The 25,132-nt window shown below is 36.0% G+C and carries 23 protein-coding genes; 4 read left to right on the forward strand and 19 right to left on the reverse strand.

Features of this window, described 5'->3' with window-relative positions; genetic code table 11:
* Positions 1 to 24 precede the first annotated feature (24 nt).
* The 19 genes from mraY to HMPREF1052_RS09315 all read right to left on the reverse strand — a co-directional run bounded on the left by mraY (position 25) and on the right by HMPREF1052_RS09315 (position 21,228).
* Positions 25 to 1,107 (reverse strand): phospho-N-acetylmuramoyl-pentapeptide-transferase, encoded by a 1,083-nt coding sequence (gene mraY, locus HMPREF1052_RS09230; protein WP_005761540.1) that lies wholly within the window; start codon positions 1,105 to 1,107, stop codon positions 25 to 27.
* A complete protein-coding gene (gene murF, locus HMPREF1052_RS09235; protein WP_005761495.1) occupies positions 1,101 to 2,483 on the reverse strand; it encodes a UDP-N-acetylmuramoyl-tripeptide--D-alanyl-D-alanine ligase in 1,383 nt (460 codons plus the stop codon). The genes mraY and murF overlap by 7 nt, the downstream gene beginning before the upstream one ends.
* Before the next feature lie 58 nt (positions 2,484 to 2,541).
* On the reverse strand, positions 2,542 to 4,008 hold the full coding sequence (murE, locus tag HMPREF1052_RS09240; RefSeq protein WP_005761620.1) for a UDP-N-acetylmuramoyl-L-alanyl-D-glutamate--2,6-diaminopimelate ligase: 1,467 nt from the start codon (positions 4,006 to 4,008) through the stop codon (positions 2,542 to 2,544).
* A gap of 17 nt (positions 4,009 to 4,025) precedes the next feature.
* Entirely contained in the window at positions 4,026 to 5,873 is a 1,848-nt protein-coding gene (ftsI, locus tag HMPREF1052_RS09245; protein WP_005761446.1) for a peptidoglycan glycosyltransferase FtsI, read from the reverse strand.
* A 15-nt stretch (positions 5,874 to 5,888) separates the two neighbouring features.
* Positions 5,889 to 6,209 carry a cell division protein FtsL gene (gene ftsL, locus HMPREF1052_RS09250; RefSeq protein WP_005761488.1) on the reverse strand — a complete coding sequence of 107 codons (321 nt, stop codon included), beginning with the start codon at positions 6,207 to 6,209 and terminating at the stop codon, positions 5,889 to 5,891.
* On the reverse strand, positions 6,206 to 7,174 hold the full coding sequence (rsmH, locus tag HMPREF1052_RS09255; protein WP_005761537.1) for a 16S rRNA (cytosine(1402)-N(4))-methyltransferase RsmH: 969 nt from the start codon (positions 7,172 to 7,174) through the stop codon (positions 6,206 to 6,208). The genes ftsL and rsmH overlap by 4 nt, the downstream gene beginning before the upstream one ends.
* A 122-nt stretch (positions 7,175 to 7,296) precedes the next feature.
* On the reverse strand, positions 7,297 to 7,755 hold the full coding sequence (gene mraZ, locus HMPREF1052_RS09260) for a division/cell wall cluster transcriptional repressor MraZ (RefSeq protein ID WP_005761440.1): 459 nt from the start codon (positions 7,753 to 7,755) through the stop codon (positions 7,297 to 7,299).
* 226 nt (positions 7,756 to 7,981) lie between these two features.
* On the reverse strand, positions 7,982 to 9,481 hold the full coding sequence (locus HMPREF1052_RS09265; protein ID WP_005761561.1) for a carbon starvation CstA family protein: 1,500 nt from the start codon (positions 9,479 to 9,481) through the stop codon (positions 7,982 to 7,984).
* A 123-nt stretch (positions 9,482 to 9,604) separates the two neighbouring features.
* Positions 9,605 to 9,778, reverse strand: coding sequence for a DUF5363 domain-containing protein (locus HMPREF1052_RS11410; protein ID WP_005761418.1), 174 nt, complete (start codon positions 9,776 to 9,778; stop codon positions 9,605 to 9,607).
* 19 nt (positions 9,779 to 9,797) lie between these two features.
* Positions 9,798 to 11,720, reverse strand: a complete 1,923-nt coding sequence (locus tag HMPREF1052_RS09270) for a tRNA(Met) cytidine acetyltransferase TmcA (protein WP_005761530.1) — start codon at positions 11,718 to 11,720, stop codon at positions 9,798 to 9,800.
* A gap of 6 nt (positions 11,721 to 11,726) precedes the next feature.
* Positions 11,727 to 12,194 carry an rRNA maturation RNase YbeY gene (ybeY, locus tag HMPREF1052_RS09275; RefSeq protein ID WP_005761521.1) on the reverse strand — a complete coding sequence of 156 codons (468 nt, stop codon included), beginning with the start codon at positions 12,192 to 12,194 and terminating at the stop codon, positions 11,727 to 11,729.
* Positions 12,195 to 12,430: 236 nt separating this feature from the next.
* Positions 12,431 to 13,561, reverse strand: coding sequence for a PhoH family protein (locus HMPREF1052_RS09280; RefSeq protein ID WP_005761545.1), 1,131 nt, complete (start codon positions 13,559 to 13,561; stop codon positions 12,431 to 12,433).
* Between the two features lie 162 nt (positions 13,562 to 13,723).
* Positions 13,724 to 16,003, reverse strand: a complete 2,280-nt coding sequence (gshAB, locus tag HMPREF1052_RS09285) for a bifunctional glutamate--cysteine ligase GshA/glutathione synthetase GshB (RefSeq protein WP_005761451.1) — start codon at positions 16,001 to 16,003, stop codon at positions 13,724 to 13,726.
* 138 nt (positions 16,004 to 16,141) lie between these two features.
* Positions 16,142 to 17,002 carry a cysteine ABC transporter substrate-binding protein gene (locus HMPREF1052_RS09290; protein WP_005761551.1) on the reverse strand — a complete coding sequence of 287 codons (861 nt, stop codon included), beginning with the start codon at positions 17,000 to 17,002 and terminating at the stop codon, positions 16,142 to 16,144.
* 20 nt (positions 17,003 to 17,022) lie between these two features.
* A complete protein-coding gene (locus HMPREF1052_RS09295; protein ID WP_005761422.1) occupies positions 17,023 to 17,760 on the reverse strand; it encodes an amino acid ABC transporter ATP-binding protein in 738 nt (245 codons plus the stop codon).
* Between the two features lie 62 nt (positions 17,761 to 17,822).
* A complete protein-coding gene (locus tag HMPREF1052_RS09300) occupies positions 17,823 to 18,488 on the reverse strand; it encodes an amino acid ABC transporter permease (protein ID WP_005761415.1) in 666 nt (221 codons plus the stop codon).
* A 3-nt stretch (positions 18,489 to 18,491) separates the two neighbouring features.
* Entirely contained in the window at positions 18,492 to 19,151 is a 660-nt protein-coding gene (locus tag HMPREF1052_RS09305) for an amino acid ABC transporter permease (RefSeq protein WP_005761485.1), read from the reverse strand.
* Between the two features lie 191 nt (positions 19,152 to 19,342).
* Positions 19,343 to 20,767 carry a tRNA (N6-isopentenyl adenosine(37)-C2)-methylthiotransferase MiaB gene (gene miaB / locus HMPREF1052_RS09310; protein WP_005761534.1) on the reverse strand — a complete coding sequence of 475 codons (1,425 nt, stop codon included), beginning with the start codon at positions 20,765 to 20,767 and terminating at the stop codon, positions 19,343 to 19,345.
* 167 nt (positions 20,768 to 20,934) lie between these two features.
* On the reverse strand, positions 20,935 to 21,228 hold the full coding sequence (locus tag HMPREF1052_RS09315) for a DUF3861 domain-containing protein (protein WP_005761441.1): 294 nt from the start codon (positions 21,226 to 21,228) through the stop codon (positions 20,935 to 20,937).
* A gap of 200 nt (positions 21,229 to 21,428) precedes the next feature.
* On the opposite strand from HMPREF1052_RS09315, the gene pstS reads away from it, so the two are divergent.
* The 4 genes from pstS to pstB all read left to right on the forward strand — a co-directional run bounded on the left by pstS (position 21,429) and on the right by pstB (position 25,120).
* Positions 21,429 to 22,469, forward strand: a complete 1,041-nt coding sequence (pstS, locus tag HMPREF1052_RS09320) for a phosphate ABC transporter substrate-binding protein PstS (RefSeq protein WP_005761538.1) — start codon at positions 21,429 to 21,431, stop codon at positions 22,467 to 22,469.
* Between the two features lie 72 nt (positions 22,470 to 22,541).
* On the forward strand, positions 22,542 to 23,492 hold the full coding sequence (pstC, locus tag HMPREF1052_RS09325) for a phosphate ABC transporter permease subunit PstC (protein ID WP_005761575.1): 951 nt from the start codon (positions 22,542 to 22,544) through the stop codon (positions 23,490 to 23,492).
* A gap of 2 nt (positions 23,493 to 23,494) precedes the next feature.
* On the forward strand, positions 23,495 to 24,346 hold the full coding sequence (gene pstA, locus HMPREF1052_RS09330) for a phosphate ABC transporter permease PstA (RefSeq protein WP_005761613.1): 852 nt from the start codon (positions 23,495 to 23,497) through the stop codon (positions 24,344 to 24,346).
* 6 nt (positions 24,347 to 24,352) lie between these two features.
* Entirely contained in the window at positions 24,353 to 25,120 is a 768-nt protein-coding gene (gene pstB, locus HMPREF1052_RS09335) for a phosphate ABC transporter ATP-binding protein PstB (RefSeq protein ID WP_005761444.1), read from the forward strand.
* Positions 25,121 to 25,132: the final 12 nt, after the last annotated feature.

The raw sequence follows: 25,132 nt of genomic DNA on the forward strand, positions 1-25,132 counted from the left end.
GCCTGCCTTTATTTATTCTTTTTATTAACGTAATTTAAGTGTTACTAAGCCAAGTAATACAAGAATTAATGAAATAATCCAAAAACGAATGATTACTCGAGGTTCTGGCCAGCCTTTTAATTCATAATGATGATGAATTGGTGCCATGCGAAAAATACGTTTTTTACGTAATTTATAGGAGCCCACTTGTAAAATCACAGAAACAGTTTCCATAACAAAAACACCGCCCATAATCACCAATAAAAATTCTTGTCGAACTAATACTGCTAGCACACCTAAAGCACCACCTAATGCCAATGATCCAACATCGCCCATAAATAGTTGAGCAGGATAAGTGTTAAACCACAAAAAACCTAATCCTGCACCGACAATTGCAGTACAAAAGATAACTAATTCGGAGGTATGTTTTATATAAGGAATATATAAGTATTTTGAAATTTCAATATTACCTGTCGCCCATGCAATAATTCCGAAAGCACCAGCAACAAAGACTGTTGGCATAATAGCCAAGCCATCTAAACCATCTGTTAAATTTACAGCATTACTGGTTCCCACAATAACAAAATAGGAAAAAATAATATAAAACACACCTAATTGTGGCATGATATCTTTGAAAAAAGGCACGACTAAGCGAGTAGCATCGGTATCTTTTCCCATTGCATACATCATGAATACAGCAATTAATGCAACAGCAGATAACCAAAAATACTTCCAACGAGGAATTAATCCATCTGTATTTTTACGAGTAATTTTACGATAATCGTCAACAAAACCTACTGCACCATAGCCTAATAAAACAAATAGACTAATCCAAATATATGGATTAGTTAAGTTTCCCCAAAGTAAAGTACTTGCGGTAATCGCAAACAAAATCATGATACCTCCCATTGTTGGAGTACCACGCTTACTAAAATGACTTTCAGGACCATCATTACGCACTTCTTGTCCAAACTTTAAAAGCTGTAAACGACGAATCACCTCAGGCCCAATCCATAATGAAATTAATAACGCCGTTAATAATGCTAATACTGCACGAAATGACAAATAGGATACTACATTAAAAATAGAGAAATATTGTTGTAAATATTCAGCAAGCCAAACTAACATTTGAAACTATCCTTTAAAGAATTGATCACATCTTCCATTTTCATTGAACGTGATCCTTTAGCTAATAACACGACTTTTTGATTATCTTTTAATTTTTCATTAATTAATTCTTTTAGATAATTTGATAATCCAGTTTTGTCGGTAAAATGTGCACCATGGCAAGCTGCAGCAATTGCGGCACTCTCATGTCCATAAGAGGTAACAAAGTCTAAATTAGCTGCTTGTGCAAACTCTGCAACTTCACGGTGACAACGGCGTGTATTTTCTCCTAACTCTGCCATATCTCCAACAACTAAAATGCGATATGCTTGATATTTTTCTAATACACTAATTGCTGACTTCAAAGAACCCACATTAGCATTATAAGTATCATCTAATAATAATAAGTTTTCAGATACTTGAATTGGGTATAACCGACCTTTTACTTGAGATTGTTGTTCAAGGCCTTTTTTAACCTGTTCTAAGCTGGCACCAACATTCATTGCCAAGGCTGTGGCAGCTAATGCATTACTAACATTATGTTCGCCAAGATAAGGCAAGTTAATATTAATTTCACCTTTTGGCGTATGTAAAATAAAAGTAGAACCAGTTGAGGTAATTCGTGTATTTTTAGCGTAAAAATCCGCTTCTGTATTATCAGAAGAAAAGGATTGAACTTCCGAACCGTTAATCTCCTTTCCCCATAAAGGTAGATAATGACAATTCAAATTGATGATGGCAATACCATCAGCCATTAGCCCTCGATAAATTTCACCTTTTGCTTTGGCGACACCCTCAATACTACCAAAACCCTCTAAATGTGCAGAGGCGACATTATTAATCAATGCGACATTTGGGCGGACTAAACTCGTGGTGTAAGCAATTTCACCTTGATGATTCGCCCCCAACTCAATAACTGCAAACTTATGCTGTTCAGTTAAGCGTAATAATGTTAACGGCACACCAATATCATTATTAAAATTGCCATTCGTAAAAAGTACTGAATCAGCATTTCCATCAACTTGTTGTAAAATTGATGCTGTCATTTCTTTAACGGTTGTTTTGCCTGATGAGCCTGTCATTGCTACAGTCATTGGAGCAATTTCAGCTTTCAGCCAAGCAGCTAATTGACCTAAAGCTAAACGAGTATCTTGAACAATAATTTGCGGGACATTAATCTGACATTTATGATCCACAACTACAGCAATACAACCTTGCTCAACGGCTTTATCTAGATAACTATGTGCATCAAACTTTTCACCTTTTAAGGCAAAGAAAAGTCCATTTATGGTAGATTGGCGAGTATCTGTACTCACATTTTCTACCTCTATCGTTTCATCACCAATTAATTTTGCTTTCAAAATATCAGCAATTTTTTTTACATTTAATTTAATCATTATGTTCTTCTTATTCTGTAAAAGAATGTTTAAAAGTGCGGTAGACTTTTAGAAAAATTTAATTTAGATACCGTTTTGCTATTTCTTGATCTGAAAAATGATGTTTTGTCGTACCAATAATTTGATAATCTTCATGACCTTTACCAGCAATCAAAATAACATCATTTTCTACCGCACTTTGCACTGCGGTCTTAATTGCTTGCTCTCGGTCATGGATTACTTTAATCTGCTCTGGCTGTTTAAAGCCAACAACAATATCTTGCATAATTTTATGATGATCTTCTGTCCGAGGATTATCATCGGTTGCAATGACGACATCAGCAAACTGTTCGGCAATTTGCGCCATAATTGGACGTTTACCCGTATCACGATCGCCCCCACAGCCAAAAATACACCATAATCTACCATGACAATGAACACGTGCGGCTTGTAATGCTTTTTCAAGCGCATCTGGCGTATGTGCATAATCTACAATTACCGTTGGTTTATGTGGAGCATGAATCATTTCCATGCGTCCACAAACGCCTGTTAATTGAGAAACGGTTTTTAATAAATCAGTTAATGGATAATCGAGGGCTAACAATGTAGCTAATACGAGCAATAGATTACTCACATTAAATGCACCAATAAGATGGCTTTCAATTTTTCCATTACCCCAGCTTGAATCAAATTCAATGGTTGCACCTTGACTATTAAATGAAACTGCGGTCGCTTTTAGCCAATTTTTTACATTTGGTTGATAATTAGGATGACAACTGACTGCTACAGCTTCCGGTAAATCAATTAACCAATTAGCACCAACTTTATCATCTACATTAATAATTTGTTTTTTACACACCAATTCGCTAAATAAACGTTTTTTGGCTAATGCATAATTTTCCATGGTATGGTGATAATCAAGATGATCACGGCTAAGATTAGTAAAAATACCAGCAGCAAAATGCAATGCCTCAACTCGATGTTGAACTAATCCATGTGAAGATACTTCAATCGCAGCAAAATCCGCACCTTGCTTAACAAAATTAGCTAAGGAAGATTGAATTTCAATAGCAGAACCCGTGGTATTTGTTGCAGGTTTAACATGTCCAAATAATCCATTGCCAATAGTCCCCATAACCGCAGTGGTGTGACCTAATAATTGAGTCCATTGTGCCAATAATTGGGCGATAGTGGTTTTGCCATTTGTGCCAGTCACTCCCACTAGGGCTAACTGTTGTGATGGCTGTTGATAAAAGATATCTGCAATCTGAGATAAATGTTTAGATAATTGATAATAGGCGATCACTGGGACATTTTGTTGCATTGAAACGGTTAAATGCTCATTGATATTATCACTTTCCATCAAAACCGCACTTGCACCTGCATTAATAGCTTGAGAAATAAATTGACGACCATCCACCGCATGACCTTTGATTGCAACGAAAAGACAGCCACACTTTACTGCACGGCTGTCTAATGTCATCTCATTCAATTCAATATCTTCGAATTGACTCCCCAAATTGAAAAGTGCGGTCAGTTTTCGCATAATTTTATCTCTTATAATTAATTAGTTTTTTCTGCCTTATCAGTTAACTGTTGGCTCAATTTATTCTCATTTAAACGAATCATTCGAGCCGTTCCCTTCTCTGTAGTAGGCGTACCATCAGGTGTAACATTACTTGCTCTCAATGCGTAGCCCATAATATTTGAAAATACAGGGGCAGAAACGGCACCACCATAATATTGCCCCGCCTTTGGATCATTAATCAAAATAACCAATGCAAAACGAGGATCTGTAACAGGAGCAATGCCTGCAGTATAAGCCATGTATTTATCCACATAACGGCCTTTCTCTAATTTTTTTGCTGTACCTGTTTTAATCGCGACTCGATAGCCATCAACTAATGCACGTTTATTCTTAATCGCCACTTTTTCCATCATATTTACAACATCACGTGTAATTTTTTCAGAAAAAACACGATTACCAATAACAGGAGGATCAACTTTAGTAATAGAAAGTGGGCGATAAATGCCAAAGCTGCCTAATGTAACATAAGCACGAGCAATTTGTAATGGTGTTGCATTGATACCATAACCATAAGCAACATTCGCTCGTTCAATATCAGACCAACGTTTACGGTTGGCATTCAAAAAGCCTGCTTGTTCTCCCCCTAAACCTAAATCTGTAGATTTACCTAATCCTGCATTTTGGTAAGTTTCCATCAAGGCAGAAGGAGGCATGCGTAATGCCAAGCGACTTACACCTCGGTTAGATGAATTTTCTAGAATTTGATCTAAGGTTTGTTGATCTCGTGGCGCAACATCCTTAATTTCATGACCATTTAAGATTAATGACCCCGTATTAATGACTTCATTGCGACGTACTGCGCCACGTTGAAGAGCAGTTAAAACAACGAAAGGTTTGATTGTTGAACCTGGCTCAAATGTATCCGTGACAGCACGGTTCCGCATTAAATCTTCAGCAACGCCATTACGTTTATTCGGATTATAAGAAGGTGCATTAACCATTGCTAATACTTCACCAGTTCGAACATCAACTAAGACTGCGGTGCCTGATTCGGCTTTATTTTCAGCTACCGCTTTTTTGATTTCACGATAAACCATTGATTGAAGTTTTTCATCAATACTTAATACAACATCATGAGCATCATATTTTTTTACATCAGAAATATCTTCTACAATATTACCGTATTTATCTTTACGATAAGTACGAGAACCTGATTTACCCACTAATAATGAATTAAAACTTTTTTCAATACCTTCAATACCATTATTATCTATATCTGTAAAACCTAACAAGTGGGCAGTTTCTTCAGCACGAGGATAAAAACGTCGAGAATCACTCTTTAATACCACACCAGTAATTTTTAATTTTTTCACATATTCAGCCGCACTTGGAGTAACTTGGCGTGCTAAATATTCAAAGCGAGAACGAGGATTTTTCTCAATGCGATTAACCAACTCTTTATAAGAAAGACCGATAGTGTCCGCTAGTGCTTTCCAACGCTCTTTATCTTCTAAGGAATTTTCATCAATAACAAATTTAGGATCTGCAACCACAGAATGCATTGGCACACTAACTGATAATAACTGTCCATTACGATCTAAAATAGAACCACGAACAGATTGAATTTCCTGAGTACGTAATGAACGTTTATCTGCTTCATCAGTTAATGCATCAACATTAACAATTTGCACGTATGCCGCTCGAGCAACTAATGCGAATAAACCAAGACAAACTAAACCTAATATCCAACGATAACGACCTTTTAAAAAACTCGTTTCATAAATGATTTTAGGTTTATTCGGTTTTACTGCAATCGCAGGTTGTTTTTTCACAACTTTATTCGATTTAGGTAAAGGTTTGTTTACTTGATTAAATTTAACCATGATTGATCATATCTATTATTCTAAAATGATAACTTCTTGTTCACTATCAACGTGCTTCATTCCTAATTTCACTGTAGCAATAGCCTCAATACGAGTATTATCACTTTGTGTGGTTTCTTCTAACTTTAAATTCAAATACTCATTTTCTAATGCTTGTTTTTCAAATACAAGTTCTCCTTTTTCAGATACTAATGCTCGAGTTTGATGAGTTATCCATATGGTACTTACAGCAGTTACCACAATAGCCATAAGCAAACATAGTACAACTTTATTTGATGAAAAAAGGTCATCAATAATAATATTTTGTAGCGGATATCTTTCACTATTTGAAATCATAATATTCTCTCCGCCACACGTAATACCGCACTTCTAGCACGAGGATTTAGTTTAATTTCTTCATCGCTCGGTTGAATAGATTTACCAATCACTTTTAAAGTTTGATGGCGATTAATTTGATCTTCTCTTAAAGGTAATCCTTTAGGCACATCCTCACCCTTACTTTGCTTACGCATAAAATGTTTTACCATTCTATCTTCCAAAGAGTGAAAACTAATAATAGATAAACGGCCTTGTGGAGCAAGCACGGTTAAAGCCGATTTAAGAACACTTTCTAATTCATCTAATTCAGCATTAATATAAATACGAATTGCTTGGAAACTACGAGTTGCTGGGTGTTTATGTTTATCTTTAAAAGGTACGGATTGAGCAATTAATTCTGCTAATTCTAGTGTGCGAGTTAATGGTTTAGTCGCATTTTGTTGAGCATTTTTATTATAAGTCACAATAGAATGCGCAATACGTTTAGCAAAGCGTTCTTCACCAAAGGTTTTTAATACCCAAGCTAAATCAGATTCTGACACTTGCTCTAGCCATTGTGCTGCAGATAATCCTTTAGATGTATCCATACGCATATCTAATGGCCCATCTTTCATAAAACTAAAACCTCGTTCCGCATCATCTAACTGTGGAGATGACACACCAAGATCAAGCAAAATACCATCAATCTTACCGACTAAATTTAATTTTTCACAAATTTCAGGAATAGCAGAAAAGCTATGATGTTCAATATGAAAACGAGGGTCCGCAATTTGTTGTGCTACAGTAATCGCACTAGGATCACGATCAATAGCAATTAAACGACCATTTTCACTCAGTTGAGAAAGAATTAAGCGAGAATGTCCACCACGACCAAACGTACCATCAATATAAATTCCTTTATCTTTCAATGCTAATCCGTTAACGGCTTCATGCAATAAAACCGTCATATGTTCAGGAGAAGAAAAAGTATGATGTTCGTTCATAAATGTGCCTAATTACAAATTATAAAATTATAACATTTAGATAAGAGGTATTGCGGTGTACTTAAGTACACCGCTGACCTTGCTAGTGCTGCTGTTCTTTTAGAAAGATTATTCTTTCTTTATTATAATGACAGCATTTTTAATTCTTCTGACGTTGCAAATTCCATAGTAGAACCTAACGCCATATCTTGTTCTATTTGAGCATGCCACTCAGCTTCAGACCAAATTTCAAATTTATTAAGTTGACCAACTAACATAATATTTTTTTCTAATTTTGCATGTTGACGTAAAGGTTGACTTAATAAAATACGGCCTGAATTATCAAGTTCACATTCTGTTGCATAACCAAGCATGACACGTTGTAAACTACGTTGTTTAGGATCAAAATTAGATAAATTTAAAAGTTTTTGTTCTACAATTTCCCATTCTTTTAAAGGATAAAGCAATAAACAAGGTTGACGAATATCTACGGTACAAACCATTTGTCCTTGATTATCTTGAAGAAGCTCAGGGCGATAGCGGGTAGGGATAGCAATTCTACCCTTAGCATCAAGATTTACCGCTTGCGCACCACGAAACATAAGTTTCCTTTTAAATTAATTCACTATCATCCTCGTAAAAGCAAATTTTGGGGCATTTAATCCAGTTTTTACCACAAAACTCCACTTTTCACCACTTTCTTCACAAGTTTAATATGTGTTAGGTTAAGTTGCAAGCAATTAAACGTAAAGAATTGGTAAATTTAAACATAAAAAAAACCGCACTTTCTGCGTTAAACAAAAAATGCGGTTTTTAGAAGTGAATTAATTAATCTTCTTCAGAAGGAAGTGGCTTCAATAAAACAAAGAAAGCGATAGTTGCCACGGCTGTAATAACAGCACCAACCCATAAAGAAATATCATACCCTAAACCAAAACCAATCTTCGCATTGGCTAAGAATGTTGAACAAACCATAGTCATAAAAATTGCTGGAATGGTCGTTACCCAATGGAATTTACCATGACGGAATAAGTATGCTGATGCAGTCCATAACATAAACATTGCAGTTGTTTGGTTAGCCCAACCGAAATAACGCCATAAAATTGAGAAATCTATTGTTGAAACAAAGAAACCAATCGCAAATAATGGAATAGCAATGGTTAAACGTTTCGCAATTTTGCGTTGATCATATTTAAAGAAATCTGCAATTAATAAACGTGCGGCACGAAATGCAGTGTCACCTGATGTAATAGGTAATACAACAACACCTAAGATAGCTAAGATACCGCCAAATATGCCTAACATACCAATAGCTGAATCATAAACGACTTTAGATGGTGTACCCGCAGCAATCGCCTCAGCTAAAGCACCTTGATCTTGATAAAAACTTAACCCAACCATACACCAAATTAAGGCAATCACACCTTCACCAATCATCGCTCCATAGAAAATAAAACGACCTTCAGCTTCATTCTCTGTACAACGAGCCATTAGAGGAGATTGTGTTGCATGGAAACCTGAAATAGCACCACAAGCAATGGTAATAAATAAAATTGGGAATATTGGCATATCTTTTGGATGCATATTAGTAAAGAAATCGGCAAAACTAATATCTGTACCAACGGTTCTAAAGAATGGAATTCCTTCGAAGAATAAGCCGAATAACATGCCACAAGTCATGAACATTAATAAGGCACCAAAGAATGGATAAATGCGTCCAATAATTTTATCAATTGGCACCAATGTTGCAATGATATAGTAAACAAAGATAATGGTTGTCCAAATGGTTAATAAGGTTCCTTTAGAAGCACCTGATTCATCATTCACTGCGGCAGCACCAACAGAACCAGAATTCATTAAATCACTAGTAATATTAGTTAATAATGAAGCTGGACTTGCAACAAATACGACCCCAACTAAAAGTAATAATAAGATAGCAATCAAATTCATCACATGTTTAGCAGGCTTAGCTAAATATTTGCCTGCTAAGAAAGGAATATTAGCCCCACCATTACGAATACTTAACATGCCACAAAAATAATCATGTACGGCACCCGCAAAAACACAACCAAATACGATCCATAACATAGCAACTGGTCCATACATAGCTCCTAAAATAGGACCAAAAATAGGACCAGTTCCTGCAATATTCAATAATTGAATGAGCCAGATTTTTTTCTTACTCATCGGAACGTAATCAACACCATCTTTCATAGTATAGGCGGGTGTTTCACGTTTAGGATTAATAACAAAAACTTTCTCTACGAACTTACCATAGACAAAATACCCTAGTAATAGAAGTGCAATACAAAATAAAAACCACAACATAAAATTGCCTCATTAATCATCAATTATATAAAATCAAATTTATTTTAGGGGGCGATGTGTGGTTAGTAAATTAGAAATTAAAAATTAGGATAGCCAAATCTGTAAATCGTGATAAATATCACATTATTTCTCATCTGGTGCTTCATTTTTGATCAGCTCACCTTTTGCATCCACCTTAATTTCAGGGATTCCGCATCCTCTGCAGACGGTATTGTCATAACCGAACTCTTTACAAAAATGCGTGTATTTTTTTAACATTTTTTTAAACCAACTCATTTTCTCGGAACATTGCTGCATAAAAACACCTCCAATATTTTTAGTGAATCGACTTTTCGAAATAATTTTGCAACAAAGTTGAAACTTCTGCACGACATTTTTTTAGTGCCTTTTTTGAACTACACTCTATTGCTGATGAACAATTATTCCCACTAAAATATTCCCATAAATAGGCAGATTTTTTTTGTTTATCTTGAGCAAGTAAACGTTGTATTGCACCACTACTATTAAATAAAGTGCGGTGAGAAAAAGCAAAATTTCGTAAAATAGCGAGATCTTCTTGACTCAATTGGTTATCAATATTGATAGAAATCTGATCAATCAATGGATGAGCAGTAAAAGGAAAATTTCGTTGGAAATGATTTAATGCTTGTTCTAACAAATATTTACCTTGGCAACTTAATGCATGAATAGCAATTGCTGAGTAACAACCACTGCTTGCTTCTTTCTTATCACTAATATGAACGAGCTCAAATCCCAATTTTTTCCAAAATCCCATCAATTCTTTGGTATAGCCAAAACTTACTGAAACAAAATCTACATTAATTGACTTTAGAATATGATTTACCAGTGTTTGTCCAATACCTTGATGCTGACAATTTGGATGAACAGCAATTCTTGAAATACGCAAAGAGGTCAATTTACAAGCTTGAGCTAAATTCCCATTAAAAGCTAAGCTTTGAGCAACTAAATTACCTTTAGGACGTCGTTCGCCAAGGCAAATTTTCTGAATGAGTTCATCATCAGTTAATCCACCCTCTTCTACTGCCCATACCCCAGCTAAAAGTTGTTGTTGCTGGCTAGCAATCCAAAATTGTTGCTGAGGGGCATCTAATAAACGACGTAAATCTAAGGGGGAAGTGCGATAATGAGCAAGCATTAATAGCCCATAAAAAGCTTCTTTTTGCTTAATTAAGTCAGTTTGAGAAATTTTTTGAATTTCTACCGCACTTTTCAGAGCTAACTTAGGTGAAATTAAATGTGCTTCCGCATCTAATAATAAAAGTTGCTCAATAAAGGCTTCTAATGGGTCATCTTCCCGCCAACGCAAAGGGTTAAATAACTCAAAATGCTGAAAAGTGCGGTTTAATTTTGGTAAAAATTTTAGCAAAAAGCCTCGCCCAGTGCCTTCATAACTATGAATGGTCGTGCTAAATAAGATATGCTTAAAAGTTGTGGTGAATTGGAATAATAAATCCAATGGAATCATTGCAGCTTCATCCACCACTAACCAATCTCCAGCAAATTGTATAGGGTTATCTTGAACTTGCTGATAAAGTTCGTCTGGGGCAATAAATTCAATCTTTTCTTGTGCGAAAATTTTTAAATTTTCTACCGCACTTTTATTCGGGGAAGTAACTAAAATACGTTGAGCTGTATTCTGTTGATGTAAAGATTGAATGAGTAAACCCGCTAACGCAGATTTTCCCCTTCCTCGTTTAGCCGTTAGCACAAACAAATCTGCTTTTTGTGCAAGAATTTGTTGAAGAAGGATTTGTTGTTCTGAGGTGGCTTGTAAATGATTTACTGACAATTTTTGATATGCGTTTGGGCAAGCTTGAAACGCTGGCAAATTTTGTATAAGCGACTCAAAATGCTGATTAAAATTCTCGGTAATTATTCCATTCTCATCGCCAGACCAACGTGTTGAATCTTGATCAATTCGTTGATTAAGTGATTGAGGCAACCAAAGTAATAAAACACCACCAGCTTTTAAACAACCAACTGCGATAGCTAAAGCATCAAGATTTAAAGCTTGTCGTGCATCATAAAAAATAAAATCGAACTCTTGTCCTAATAGATTTTTGCTCTTTGAGAAAAGGATTCTTTGTAGCTGAATTGAATCGGTAAACAAATCTGATTCATCAAAATTAAGTGCGAGCCAAATACCAGCAGAAAAACCAAAGGAAGATAAATCACATTTATCTCCTTTAAACTGTTTTATCTGACGTTTTGCAAGCATAGGCGATTAAATTTCATCGTAAGAATAAGGATCTTCAAAGCCTAAACGGGTCATAATTTCAGTTTCGAGGCTTTCCATTTCTTCTGCTTCAGCATCTTCAATATGATCATAACCCAACAAATGCAAACTGCCATGCACCACCATATGTGCCCAATGAGCGAGCAAAGGTTTACCTTGTTCACTCGCTTCTCGCTCCACCACTTGACGACAAATCACCAAATCCCCAAGCAATGGCAATTCCACTTCTTCAGGACATTCAAAAGGGAAAGATAGCACATTAGTTGGTCGATCTTTGCCACGATATGTTAGGTTTAAATCGTGACTTTCCGCTTCATCTACAATACGAATGGTGATTTCAGGCTCAAGGTTTTCCGCACGCACTGCTGCAGTGGACCATTGAGTAAATTGTTCTAAGGTTGGCAAATTGTCTTGATTTTCGCTAGCGATTTGGAGATCGATAATAACGTTATTCATATTTTTCTTCTCTCATTTATCTCATATTTTCTCTATGCCGATCTACTTTTTTATGTAAGGCAGAAGATCACCCTGAGGTTAATGAATTCTTCTTGTTTATTAAATTTTTTTACAGAAAGTTTGTAAACTTACTAGACTCAAACAACACAAGCTTTCCTAAGATGTTAATTACTCTGGTATTTCAGCAAGGTAAAGGTTATTAACATTAGAGTCTAAATCAGCTGATTTTATATCACTTAATACGGTTTTGTTGTATTAGATTCTGAGGAAATGTTAAATTGTTCTTCCTTTTCTTGTCTACGTTGTTCAGAAAGTTTTTGCTTACGCACTTCGTCTTCTGCTTCCCATTTTTCATAGGCTTGCACCACTTTTGCCACAACAGGATGACGGACGATGTCTTTACTATCAAAATAGTTAAAACTTAAATCATCCACCTCTGATAATACTTCGATAGCATGTTTTAAACCTGATTTCTGACTACGTGGCAAATCCACTTGAGTGACGTCACCAGTGATCACCGCTTTGGAATTAAAACCAATACGGGTTAGGAACATTTTCATTTGTTCTACTGTGGTATTTTGGCTTTCATCAAGAATAATAAAACTATCATTCAGCGTGCGACCACGCATATAAGCCAATGGCGCAATTTCAATTACATTACGTTCCATCAATTTCTCTACTCGTTCAAAACCGAGCATTTCATAAAGGGCATCGTATAATGGACGTAAATAAGGTTCAATTTTAGAACCGAGATCCCCTGGCAAGAAACCAAGTTTTTCCCCAGCTTCAACGGCAGGACGAGTTAATAAAATACGACGCACTTCTTGGCGTTCAAGAGCCTCTACCGCAGCAGCTACCGCAAGAAAGGTTTTCCCTGTTCCCGCAGGACCAATACCAAAACTAATATCATGCGTTAAAATATTATGTAAATATTCAATTTGATTTTTACCTCGCGGTTTAATTAACCCACGTTTGGTTTTGATGGTTGTGGTATAAACTTTACTCTCTTCAGAAGCATCCGACAGATTATCTATCTCTACAGCTTGCGTTAACATTCGACTTTCTTGAATTGCCATATGAACATTTTCCAGATCAATTTCTTTGATCTTGCCTTTTATTGGTGCTGTTTCTACATATAAATTTTGGATTAATTTCACCGCACTTTGAATAAGTTTCTCATGATATGATTTTTGCTGTTTATCTTTCGATCGAATAGTAAAAGTAAAGTTTCGACGGGCAATCTCAAGATTAAATTCACTTTCGATCAACTTAAGATTGTCATCAAAAGCACCACAAAGAGATTGCAAACGATAGTTATCTTGCGGACTGAGGGTGAATTCTTGTTTATATTTATCTAACTCTGTCAAAATAAAATCCTAATTGATAATCAAATCAGCTTTCAATGATTGTCATTATAGCCTCTTTTAACAAAAAAAGTGCGATAGAAATTTTATCAATTTAATTTCTATCACATCATTTATACATCATTGGAGATTGCCTTGCATTAACGAATACAATAAATCACACCCCTAAATTGATAATTCAGGAAACAACATTTTCAACACATTTTGCGTCAATCTGCGTGATTTGCCGCTGTACGGGAAAATGTGCATCATCATCATTGGATTGAAATTTGCTTCAATTACCCCCCAAGATTGCAGATTATTTTCTGCGGGCTTTTTCAAATCGGGGATAATTAAATCTACACCACAAACCGCAGCCCCCATGGCTTTAGTAATACCTACAGCAAGCTGTTTATAGCTATCGTGCATTTCATCAGTCATATCAATGCTGTCGCCACCAGTGCTGATATTTGAATTGGCACGCAGTTGCACAAGTTGATCTTTGGCTGGCACGCTATCTACAGTTAAACCTTGCTCTTTGAGTTGTAGCTGTTCAATATCACCCAGGGCGATTTTTTTCAATGGCGTGCGACTACCATCACCACGCAATGGGTGACTATTTTTCGCTTCGACTAATTGTTTTACCGTTGATTTGCCATCACCAATCACATTTGCAGGCACACGTAACAACACGGCAAGTGTTTTATCACCTAGCACAAAGAAGCGATATTCTGTGCCTTGCAGATAGTCTTCCACCATCACTTCTTTGTCTTCACGAAAGGCAATTTCAATGGCTTTAGCAAAATCGGCACGGTCATGCACGCCTTGTTGGAAAATGCTGATGCCTAAACCGAAATTTGTGGATTTTGGCTTAATCACCACCGCTTTGCCTTCAAACAACGGGTAACTTGCCACCGCTTGTTCCAGTGAAGTAAATTCCAAACTTTGTGGCACATTAAAACCTGCTTTTGCTAGCACTTTTTTCGTCACCACTTTATTTTCCATAATGAGCGGTGAAATATAACTATCATGGCTGGTCATATTGCCATTTTTCACATATTCAAAATGCTCACCAAATTGCAAACGCAAGAACTGATCGTTTTCATCTAAGATCTCCATTTGGATGCCTTTTTGGATCACATCGAACATTAAAGCTTGAGTGGAAAGTTCCATATTATCAAAGGCAGATAGCGCATAAAAACGTTCAAAGGCTTGCGCTTTATTACGACGTGCTATTTCCGCACCAAATTGTTGATAGCCGCCAGCGGTTTCAATGGCTTTCACTAAACGACCGCAAAGAGTTTGACTTGGCTCTGCAAACTGATATAATTTACCTTTTGCATAAGCAATTTGTTCTGCTGTAGCCCCAATAGTTTCAAGCATGGCGATTAATTGCTGAATAATTTGTTCCCCTTCATTGCGATATTTAGTTTCTGAAAGTGGATTTTCAAATGCGACTTCCGCTAATCTTGAACGACCTAATTCCACAACATTTGGCTCATTAAGATCATCTTCTAACCAAATAGTGAACAAAATGAAATTATGGATAAATTTTGCATCCTCGAGTGTCATACCATAAGGTGCAAATGGATTAAGATCGAATAATCTAAATTCGAGATATTGAATACCATTTTTTAATAAATCGCGAGCCTTCTGTGCACCACGTAAACGGACATTTGAATAAAATTCTTTTTCAGCAATTAAACGTCCACTATTCACCCAATATTCAAGGGTTTCTACATATTTTTCGACACTATCATAGGAAACAATAATATCAGGAGCATTCACATAACCATATTGGCTTGAACGCAAACTACGTACATATTGTCCTGCTTTCAATGGCGAACCATCACGGAAATAATCTTCATCGACAGTGGGCGTGGCTGATAATAAATAGACTAAAATCCATTGATAACGAAGAAAATTCCTCGCCATTTTTAAATATAAATTATTCTGAAATTCTACCGCACTTTTATAAGTGTTTTGATTTTTAAATAGGGTTTCGACTAATTTAGGATCCAGTTGGAAATTGTAGTGAATGCCACTTACCATTTGTTTAGCCTTCCCATAGGAATTCACTAGATGTTCACGATAAGCCACATCAGCTGGATTTTCTAATTGTGCAACTTTGATTTTATCTGCGGGAGGTAATCCTGCTGGCATACTCATGGGGAATATGTATTCATCTTCAGGTAAAGTGCGTAGCACCACCTCATGAATGGCGGATAGCCAACGCAATGTATCTTCGATCTTTTTATTTGGAGGAGTAATTAATTCCAACTGACTTTCTGCAAAATCTGTTTGAATATACGGATGAAAAGAACGGCTTCCGAAAGCCTTTGGATGAGCAGTCGTCACCACTGAACCATCAGCATGCACACGTTGGCTTTCTTTTTCAATACCCACAGTACCTTGTTGGAATAATAAACCGAGTTGGTTTTCTCTAATAATTTGTTGAATATTCATTGCAATTCCTTAATGAGATAACAACAGAAAAATATAAATTCTGCTAAACTTAAGTACCATACCATAATTTAATAAATATACCACATAGAAAAAGTGCGGTTAAATAGACCGCACTTTTTTGAAGATTAACTATCAACCTTATTTGTATTCTACGATAACATCGGCTTCATTAATGCTATCACCATAAATAGGTTGTAATGTTTTTTGGTAAGCTTTACTTAAGGTGCCATCTTTTGCTAATTTTTCAATTTCTGTATCTAACCACTCAAGCAAATCTGTATCTTCTTTTTTCACCGCAGGGGCAATATAATCTAAATCGCCTAAATTTTTGATAGCCACCACATAGCCAGGATTTTCTTTTGCCCATGCAAACAATAAAGTATTGTCATGTGCTAATGCCTCTCCTCGACCATCAAGCAAAGATTGGAATGTTTCCGTGTTTTGTTCAAATTTTAATGATTTATTCTTTGGAAAGTTTTTTGTGAAATAAGTATCCGCAGTAGTCCCTTTATTTAATAATAAAGTTTTATCTGCTAATTGTGCCACATCGGTAATAGGCGAACCCGCTTTAGAAACTACTCCTAATGCCACTTTCATGTAAGGTTTTGCAAAATTCACCACCTCTTTACGTTCAGGGGTAACAGTGAAGTTAGCCATCGTAATATCGACTTTATTTGATAATAAATATTCTGCTCGATTTGCGGCTTCGACTAACACAAATTCCACTTTGTTTTCATCACCTAAAAGATCTTTAGTCACCGCTTTAGCAATTTCTACATCAAAACCTTGTACTTTACCGTCTTTATCTACGTAACCAAAAGGTGGCTTATCACTAAACACACCAATACGCACTTTATCTGCTTTTTTGATACGTTCAATAGCTGAAGTGGTTTTATCTGCGGATGCTGAAGCACCTGCATCTTTATTATCACAAGCAGTTAAGGTTGTTGCTAATAATGCAGTGGCTAAAAGTGCGGTCGCTTTTTTGAAAAATTTCATAATAATTCCTCTATGTTGTGTTAAATATAATAATCAAGAATGTTTAAGAAAGCTTTTGCACGCTCCGTATGAGGACTCGTGAAAAATTGCTCTGGCGACGCCTGCTCAATAATTTCACCTTTATCCATAAATACAATGCGATCAGCGACCTGACGAGCAAATGCCATTTCATGAGTCACTATCAACATTGTCATCCCCTCTTTAGCTAAGCTTAATATCACTTCTAATACTTCTCGAACCATTTCTGGATCAAGCGCAGCTGTAACTTCATCAAACAGCATAATTTCTGGATTCATACAAAGTGAGCGAACAATCGCAATACGTTGTTTTTGCCCACCAGATAATTCTCGTGGATAAGCATTCTTACGTTCATATAAACCTACACGTTTTAATAATCTATCTGCTTGCTCTTCCACTTCAGCACGAGAACGTTTTTGTACTTTTAAAGGGCCCAGTAAGATATTTTCAATCACCGTCATATGGGAAAATAATTCGTAACTTTGAAATACCATACCAATATGCTGACGAGCTTTTACCCAAGCAATATCTTTACCTAATTCGCCTACACCTGAAAGTTTAATGCTGCCACGTTGAATTTCTTCTAATCCATTAATACAGCGTAAAAAAGTGCTTTTACCACAACCAGATGGCCCTAAAATCACCACCACTTCCCCTTTTTCAACAGATAAATTCATGCCTTTAAGGGCGGTTATCTCTGCGTAATTTTTTACTAAATATTTAATTTCAAGTAATGCCATTTGATTCTTATCTCATTTAAAATTTTTTCTTTTTCCACCGCACTTTTATGCGATTGCTCTCGTTATTCCCAATGCTTTTCTAGATATTTTGAAAATAAGGAAAGTGGATAACAAATTGCAAAATATAATGCAAAAATAACACCATAAATCCACAATGCTGATGTTGGATCTCTAAATAAAGAAGTCTCAATAATTTGTTGTCCCACTTTAATAACCTCCAATACACCAATTAACATTGCCAGTGAACTGGTTTTGATCATACGAGTAAATAAATTAATTGCTCCTGGTGTGATACGTTTTAAACTTTGTGGAAGCAAGATATAAATAAAAGTTTGAACTTTAGTTAACCCTAAAGCATAAGCGGCTTCTGTTTGATGTTTTTCAATAGAAGTTAATGAGCCTCGTACTAAGTCTCCCATTTCTGCCACGCCCCAGAAGATAAACACTAAAATACAAACCGTGATGCCATCTAAGTGCGTATTAAACCATTTTGCTATACCGAAATAGACAATAAATAACATTGCTAATAAAGGAATAATCCGAACGACCTCTAAGTATAAACGACATAAAGCTCGCACTAATTTATTTGTACTGGTCATCACAACACCTAGCAATACACCAAGAATACAAGCAAATAATACGGAGACAAAAGCAATCTCAGCAGTGATCCATAAACCACTTAGTAAACGTTGTAAATTATTACCTTCAAATAAAATCGTTAATCCCATCTTTTACGCTCCATATTTTGCACGACGTAAACGACGTTCTAAGTAACTAATATAAATAGATACTGGCAATAAAATAACTAAATAGAACATTACTAATAAAAATAAGGCTTCATTAGTTTTGTAGTCCATGCCGATAATTTCCTTTGTCATAAACATGAGTTCAGCAATCGCTATTGCACTTACGACAGAAGTTTCTTTCATTAAAAATAAGCAGTTTGCCCCAATAGCAGGAGTGGCTACAGCAAAAGCTTGTGGAAAGACTACATAACGGAATGTTTGTTTTTGGCTTAATCCTAAACTTAAAGCTGACTCAATTTGCCCTTTGGAGACAGATTCAATTCCTGCTCGAAAGGCTTCTGCCATATAGCTACCGCCTAAAAAGGTTAAGCCGATCACTGCACAAGTAAAACCATCTAACTTAATTCCGATTTTGGATAAACCAAAATACAGGAAAAAAACTTGAATCAATAAAGGGGTGTTACGTGAAAGTTCGATATAGCATTTTGTAAGAGTGACTAAACCACGAATTTTATAACTCATAATTACCGCACAAATCACACCGACGAGAATAGATAAAATAATCGCAAAAAATGATAACTCAAGGGTGATAATTGTGGCATCAATAAATCTTGGCAGAACACTCCAAATATATTGCCAATTCATAATCTTCTCTATTTTTTAATCTTTACGGAATGAGGAAATTATAAGCATGAGTTAGATAATAAAATAAAGAATAAAAAATTATTTGTTATAGCAATTAGAAATATATGATATGAATAGAAATAAAAAAGTGCGGTAGAATTTTGAAAAATTTTTCAAATCCTACCGCACTTTTGAGTTTGAGGGAGATTAAATTAAGCGACGAAACGACCTACGCCTAATTCATCTTCTTTACGAGTACGATTCATCACCGCTTCTGGAGATTGCACAACGCGCAATCCCATTTGTTCTTCTGTACGAACCACTTCGCCACGTAATGAATTAGTAAATACGTCAGTAATTTTAATATCTACGAATTTACCAATCATATCAGGCGTACCAACGAAATTCACAATACGATTGTTTTCCGTACGACCTGTTAATTCCATAATATCTTTTTTCGATGGTCCTTCAACTAATACACGCTGTTCAGTACCTAACATTGCACGACTGAATTGCAATGCTTGATTATTAATACGTTGTTGAAGTAAGTATAAACGCTGTTTCTTTTCTTCTTCAGTCACATCATCTGGCATATCTGCCGCAGGTGTGCCTGGACGAGCTGAATAGACAAAGCTATAACTCATGTCAAAGTTCACTTGTTGAATAAGATTCATGGTTTGTTCAAATTCTTCATTAGTTTCACCAGGGAAACCAACAATAAAGTCTGAACTAATTTGAATATTTGGGCGAACGGCTCGCAACTTACGAATAATCGATTTATATTCAATTGCAGTATGACCTCGTTTCATCATAGTAAGAATACGGTCGGAACCCGCTTGCACTGGCAAGTGTAAGAAACTGACTAATTCAGGCGTATCACGATACACATCAATAATATCATCCGTAAATTCCAGTGGATTACTCGTAGTAAAACGTAAACGGTCAATCCCATCAATGGCGGCGACTAAACGTAATAATTCTGCAAATGAGCAAATTCCGCCATCAAATGTTGGACCACGATAGGCATTTACATTTTGACCTAATAAATTCACTTCACGAACACCTTGTGCAGCGAGTTGTGCAATTTCAAATAATACATCATCTAATGGACGGCTTACTTCCTCTCCACGAGTATAAGGCACAACACAATAGGTGCAATATTTGTTACAACCTTCCATAATTGATACGAAAGCGGTTGGACCTTCTGCTTTAGGTTCAGGTAAGCAATCAAATTTTTCAATTTCAGGGAAACTGACGTCCACAACAGAACTTTGACCACCACGAATTTGATTAATCATGGCAGGTAAACGGTGTAAAGTTTGTGGTCCAAAAATAATATCCACAAATGGGGCTCGCTGGCGAATATGTTCCCCTTCTTGTGAAGCGACACAACCACCGACACCAATCAATAAATTAGGATTTTTCTTTTTCAGCTCTTTCCAACGACCTAATTGATGGAATACTTTTTCTTGTGCTTTTTCACGAATTGAACAGGTATTTAATAACAGAACATCAGCTTCTTCTGGAATTTCTGTTAATTCTAAACCATGAGTACTTTCTAATAGATCTGCCATTTTAGATGAGTCGTACTCATTCATTTGGCAGCCCCAAGTTTTAATATGTAATTTTTGTGTCATCTTGTCTTATATATGCTGTTAGATAATCAATAATACAATGAAATCATTTACCCCAGATTTCACAAGTAAAAAATCGGTTGGCTATTTTACCGATTCGTAGCAATTATGACCAGCTAAAAACACATTTTTTTTCATTTTGTCTCATAAAGCTACTGATTACTAGCTGGTTATTCTTGTTTTGCTTTTCCTTTCACAAGTTTCATTATTTCAACAAAGTGCGGTCTAATTTCACGAAATAATGGGTGATCTCGATGAATCATCATTACTTCACTCATTAATTTTAATCCCAGGGTAAATTGTTCCGCCATTTCCGATGTAAAACCATCACGTTGTTTAGACATTTCAATAATCTTAAAAATATCGTCATGATTATCCGCAATAAATTGTATTTTCTGATTCATCGAATTGCCTTGCTGATCTTCTAAATGTTCAAGGGTAATACGGTATTGATGTGCTTTCATAAAATCCTTCCTTATGCTTTGTGGTTTGCGTTTATTATACACCTCAGTGCAAATTATGTCAGACTCTGAAATAGATTAAATTTTTCTAGAAATATTACCGCACTTTTATAAATCGATATGGACTGTCATCAAACTGTAATATTGTTTTATTACACTCTCCTCTGTCAAATCACTGACATCATGAATAATGGAGAGATAAAATGAAAAAAACTATCTTAAAAACTGTCACTATCTTAGGCGTTTCATTAGGCCTATTAGTCACAGCCCAGGCACAAACTATCACTGGTGCTGGTGCCTCATTCCCTTATCCAATTTATGCTAAATGGGTATCTCAATATGAAAAAGAAACGGGGAATCAAGTGAATTACCAATCTATTGGTTCAGGAGGCGGACAACAGCAAATCATTGCTAAAACCATTGACTTTGGTGCCTCAGATGATCCGATGAATGCACAAAGTCTTCATGAGCATCAGCTTTTTCAATTTCCTGCAATCATAGGCGGTACAGTACCTGTAGTGAATATTCCTAATGTTGCTGCAGGTCAATTAAGACTTTCAGGAACGGTGTTAGCCGATATTTTCCTTGGGAAAATAAAAAAATGGAATGATCCTGCCATTACCCAACTCAATCCTAATTTCAACCTTCCTAATCAAGACATTATTGTTATCTACCGTTCAGATGGTTCAGGAACCACTTTTGGCTGGACGAATTATCTATCTAAGGTGTCTCCAGAATGGAAAGAAAAAGTAGGCACAGGTAAGTCAGTCAAATGGCCAACAGGTCAAGGCGGAAAAGGAAATGAAGGTATTGCAGCTTATGTTGCAAAAATTAAATATGCGATTAGTTATGTTGAATATGCCTATGCAAAACAAAATAATCTCACTTGGGTATCATTAAAAAATCGTGCCAATAAATTTGTACAGCCTTCAAAACAAAGTTTTGCTTCCGCTGCGACGAATACTAAATGGAATGAGGTAGAAGGAATGGGGGTCATTTTAACTGATGAAGCAGGTGATAACTCATGGCCGATTACCGCTGCAAGTTTCATCTTAGTACCTAAAAAAACCGAAAAACCAGCAGCAACCAAAGGGGTGTTAGATTTCTTTGATTGGGCATTTAGTAAAGGAAAAAACTTTGCAAGTGAATTAGATTATGTGCCATTACCAGATGAAGTGGTATCACAAATTAAAGCTAAATGGCAATCTGAAATTAAAGACGTCAATGGGAAAGCCGTTCGTTAAACTGCGGTCTATTTTATAAAAATTTTATAGGCTTAATGGTAATTACATTAAGCCTAATAAAAGAGTTAGCTTATGAAAAAGATTAAAAATCAATACAATACTCATAAAATTTTAGAATGGACTTTTCATTATGTCACTAAAAGCTTTGCTTGTATTGTATTTCTCATTTTGATTTCTATCTTAGTCTCCTTAGTGTATGCCAGTTGGGAATCAATTCAAACTTTTGGATTGAGTTTTTTATGGACTACCGACTGGAATCCATCTCAAAATAGTTATGGTGCTTTTGTTCCTATTGTTGGAACCCTAATTTCTACATGTTTTGCCCTCATTATTGCGGTACCTATTTCCTTAGGCATTGCCACTTTTCTTACTGAATTGGCACCAGAATGGGCAAAAAAAACTATTGGTTTAGCTATCGAAATGTTAGCCGCCATTCCCTCTATTATTTATGGAATGTGGGGATTATTTGTGTTCGTCCCATATTTCCAAGAAAACATTCAACCACATTTAATTCATAGTTTAGGAAACATACCTGGCATAGGCTTCCTGTTTATGGATGCCCCTTTTGGAATCGGTTTATTTAGTGCGGGATTAGTCCTTGCCATTATGATTATTCCATTTATTGCATCCATTATGCGAGAAGTCTTTACAGTCGTTCCTCATATGCTAAAAGAATCAGCTTATGGGCTTGGCGCTACTACCTGGGAAGTTATATGGAATATCATCCTACCTTATACCAAAACTGCGGTTATTGGTGGCGTTATGTTAGGTATTGGACGGGCACTTGGAGAAACTATGGCAATTACCTTTGTGATTGGTAATGCATTCAATTTACCCAATTCAATTTTCTCACCAACGACATCAATTACTTCAGCTATTGCTAATCAATTTAACGAAGCCGCTGGATTACAAAAATCAGCTTTAATGGAATTAGGTTTATTCCTCTTCTTAATTACGACAGTGGTACTCATTGCTTCTCGTTTATTAATCGCCCGTATCACAATCCATGAAGGGAAACATTAGTTATGCAAAATTATATGACGACTCGTTTTAAACAACGTAAATGCATGAATAAATTAATGATGAGCATTGCTATATTGGCGGTGGTTTTTGGATTATTTTGGTTATGCTGGATTATTGCAACTTTAATGATAAAAGGAATTCCTAACCTTTCCTTAGCACTTTTTATGGAAAAAACACCAGGTCCAGGGGAACAAGGAGGATTAATGAATGCAATTCTAGGTTCAATAGAAATATTAGTAGTCGCGGTTTTGATTGGTGCACCAACAGGAATCTTAGCTGGGACTTACTTAGCAGAATATGGCAAATTCAGCAAATTAGCCTCTATCACACGCTTTTTAAATGATATTTTACTCTCGGCACCTTCGATTGTAATTGGCTTATTTATTTATGCTATTTATGTATCTCAGGTAAATCATTTCTCTGGTTGGGCGGGTGCACTTGCTTTAGCTATCATTGTGATTCCAATTGTAGTCCGAACCACTGAAAATATGTTGTTGCTCATTCCTAATCAATTACGAGAGGCAGCAATTGCACTTGGTTGCCCACGCTGGAAAGTCATTACACTCATCTGCTATAAAGCCGTAAAATCAGGTATTCTCACTGGAGTATTACTAGCCATCGCTCGTATTGCTGGGGAAACGGCGCCATTACTTTTCACAGCTTTATCAAATCAATTCACTTCATTCAATATGAATGAACCATTAGCAAACTTACCGGTAGTGATTTACCAATATGCAGCCAGTCCGTTTAATGATTGGAACGCTTTGGCTTGGGCTGGAGCAACTTTAATTACGCTCTTTGTCCTGAGCCTAAATATTTTTACTCGATTTTATTTTAATAAGAAAGGGAAATAAACACCTATGATCAATATCAATGACACCAAAATTGAAGTGAGAAATCTTAATTTCTATTATGATGATTTTCATGCGTTAAAAAATATTAATTTACGTATTGCACGTAATAAAGTAACCGCATTTATTGGTCCATCAGGTTGTGGTAAATCTACTTTATTACGCACTTTTAATCGTATGTTTGAGCTTTATCCAACACAAAAAGCTACTGGTGAAATTAAACTTGATGGAGATAACCTACTGACCTCTAAAGCCGATGTTTCTATTATTCGCACAAAGGTGGGAATGGTTTTCCAAAAACCGACGCCTTTTCCCATGTCCATTTATGACAATATCGCCTTTGGAATAAAATTATTTGAGAAAATTAATAAATCTGATCTACATGATCGTGTAGAATGGGCATTAACTAAAGCCGCATTATGGAATGAAGTAAAAGATAAATTACATCATAGCGGTGATAGCTTATCAGGTGGTCAACAACAGCGTTTATGTATTGCTCGAGGGATTGCTATAAAACCTCAAGTATTACTATTAGATGAACCATGTTCTGCTCTCGACCCGATTTCAACAATGAAAATTGAAGAACTTATTTTCGAATTAAAACAAGATTATACTCTTGCCATCGTGACACATAATATGCAACAAGCCGCTCGCTGTTCCGACTACACTGCTTACATGTATTTGGGTGAGTTAGTTGAGTTTGGCGATACTCAGAAACTTTTTGCACATCCTACAGACAAAAGAACAGAAGACTATATTCGTGGTAGAATGGGATAAAATTTTGATAAA

It is taken from the genome of Pasteurella bettyae CCUG 2042 (assembly GCF_000262245.1).
Lineage (GTDB): Bacteria > Pseudomonadota > Gammaproteobacteria > Enterobacterales > Pasteurellaceae > Basfia > Basfia bettyae.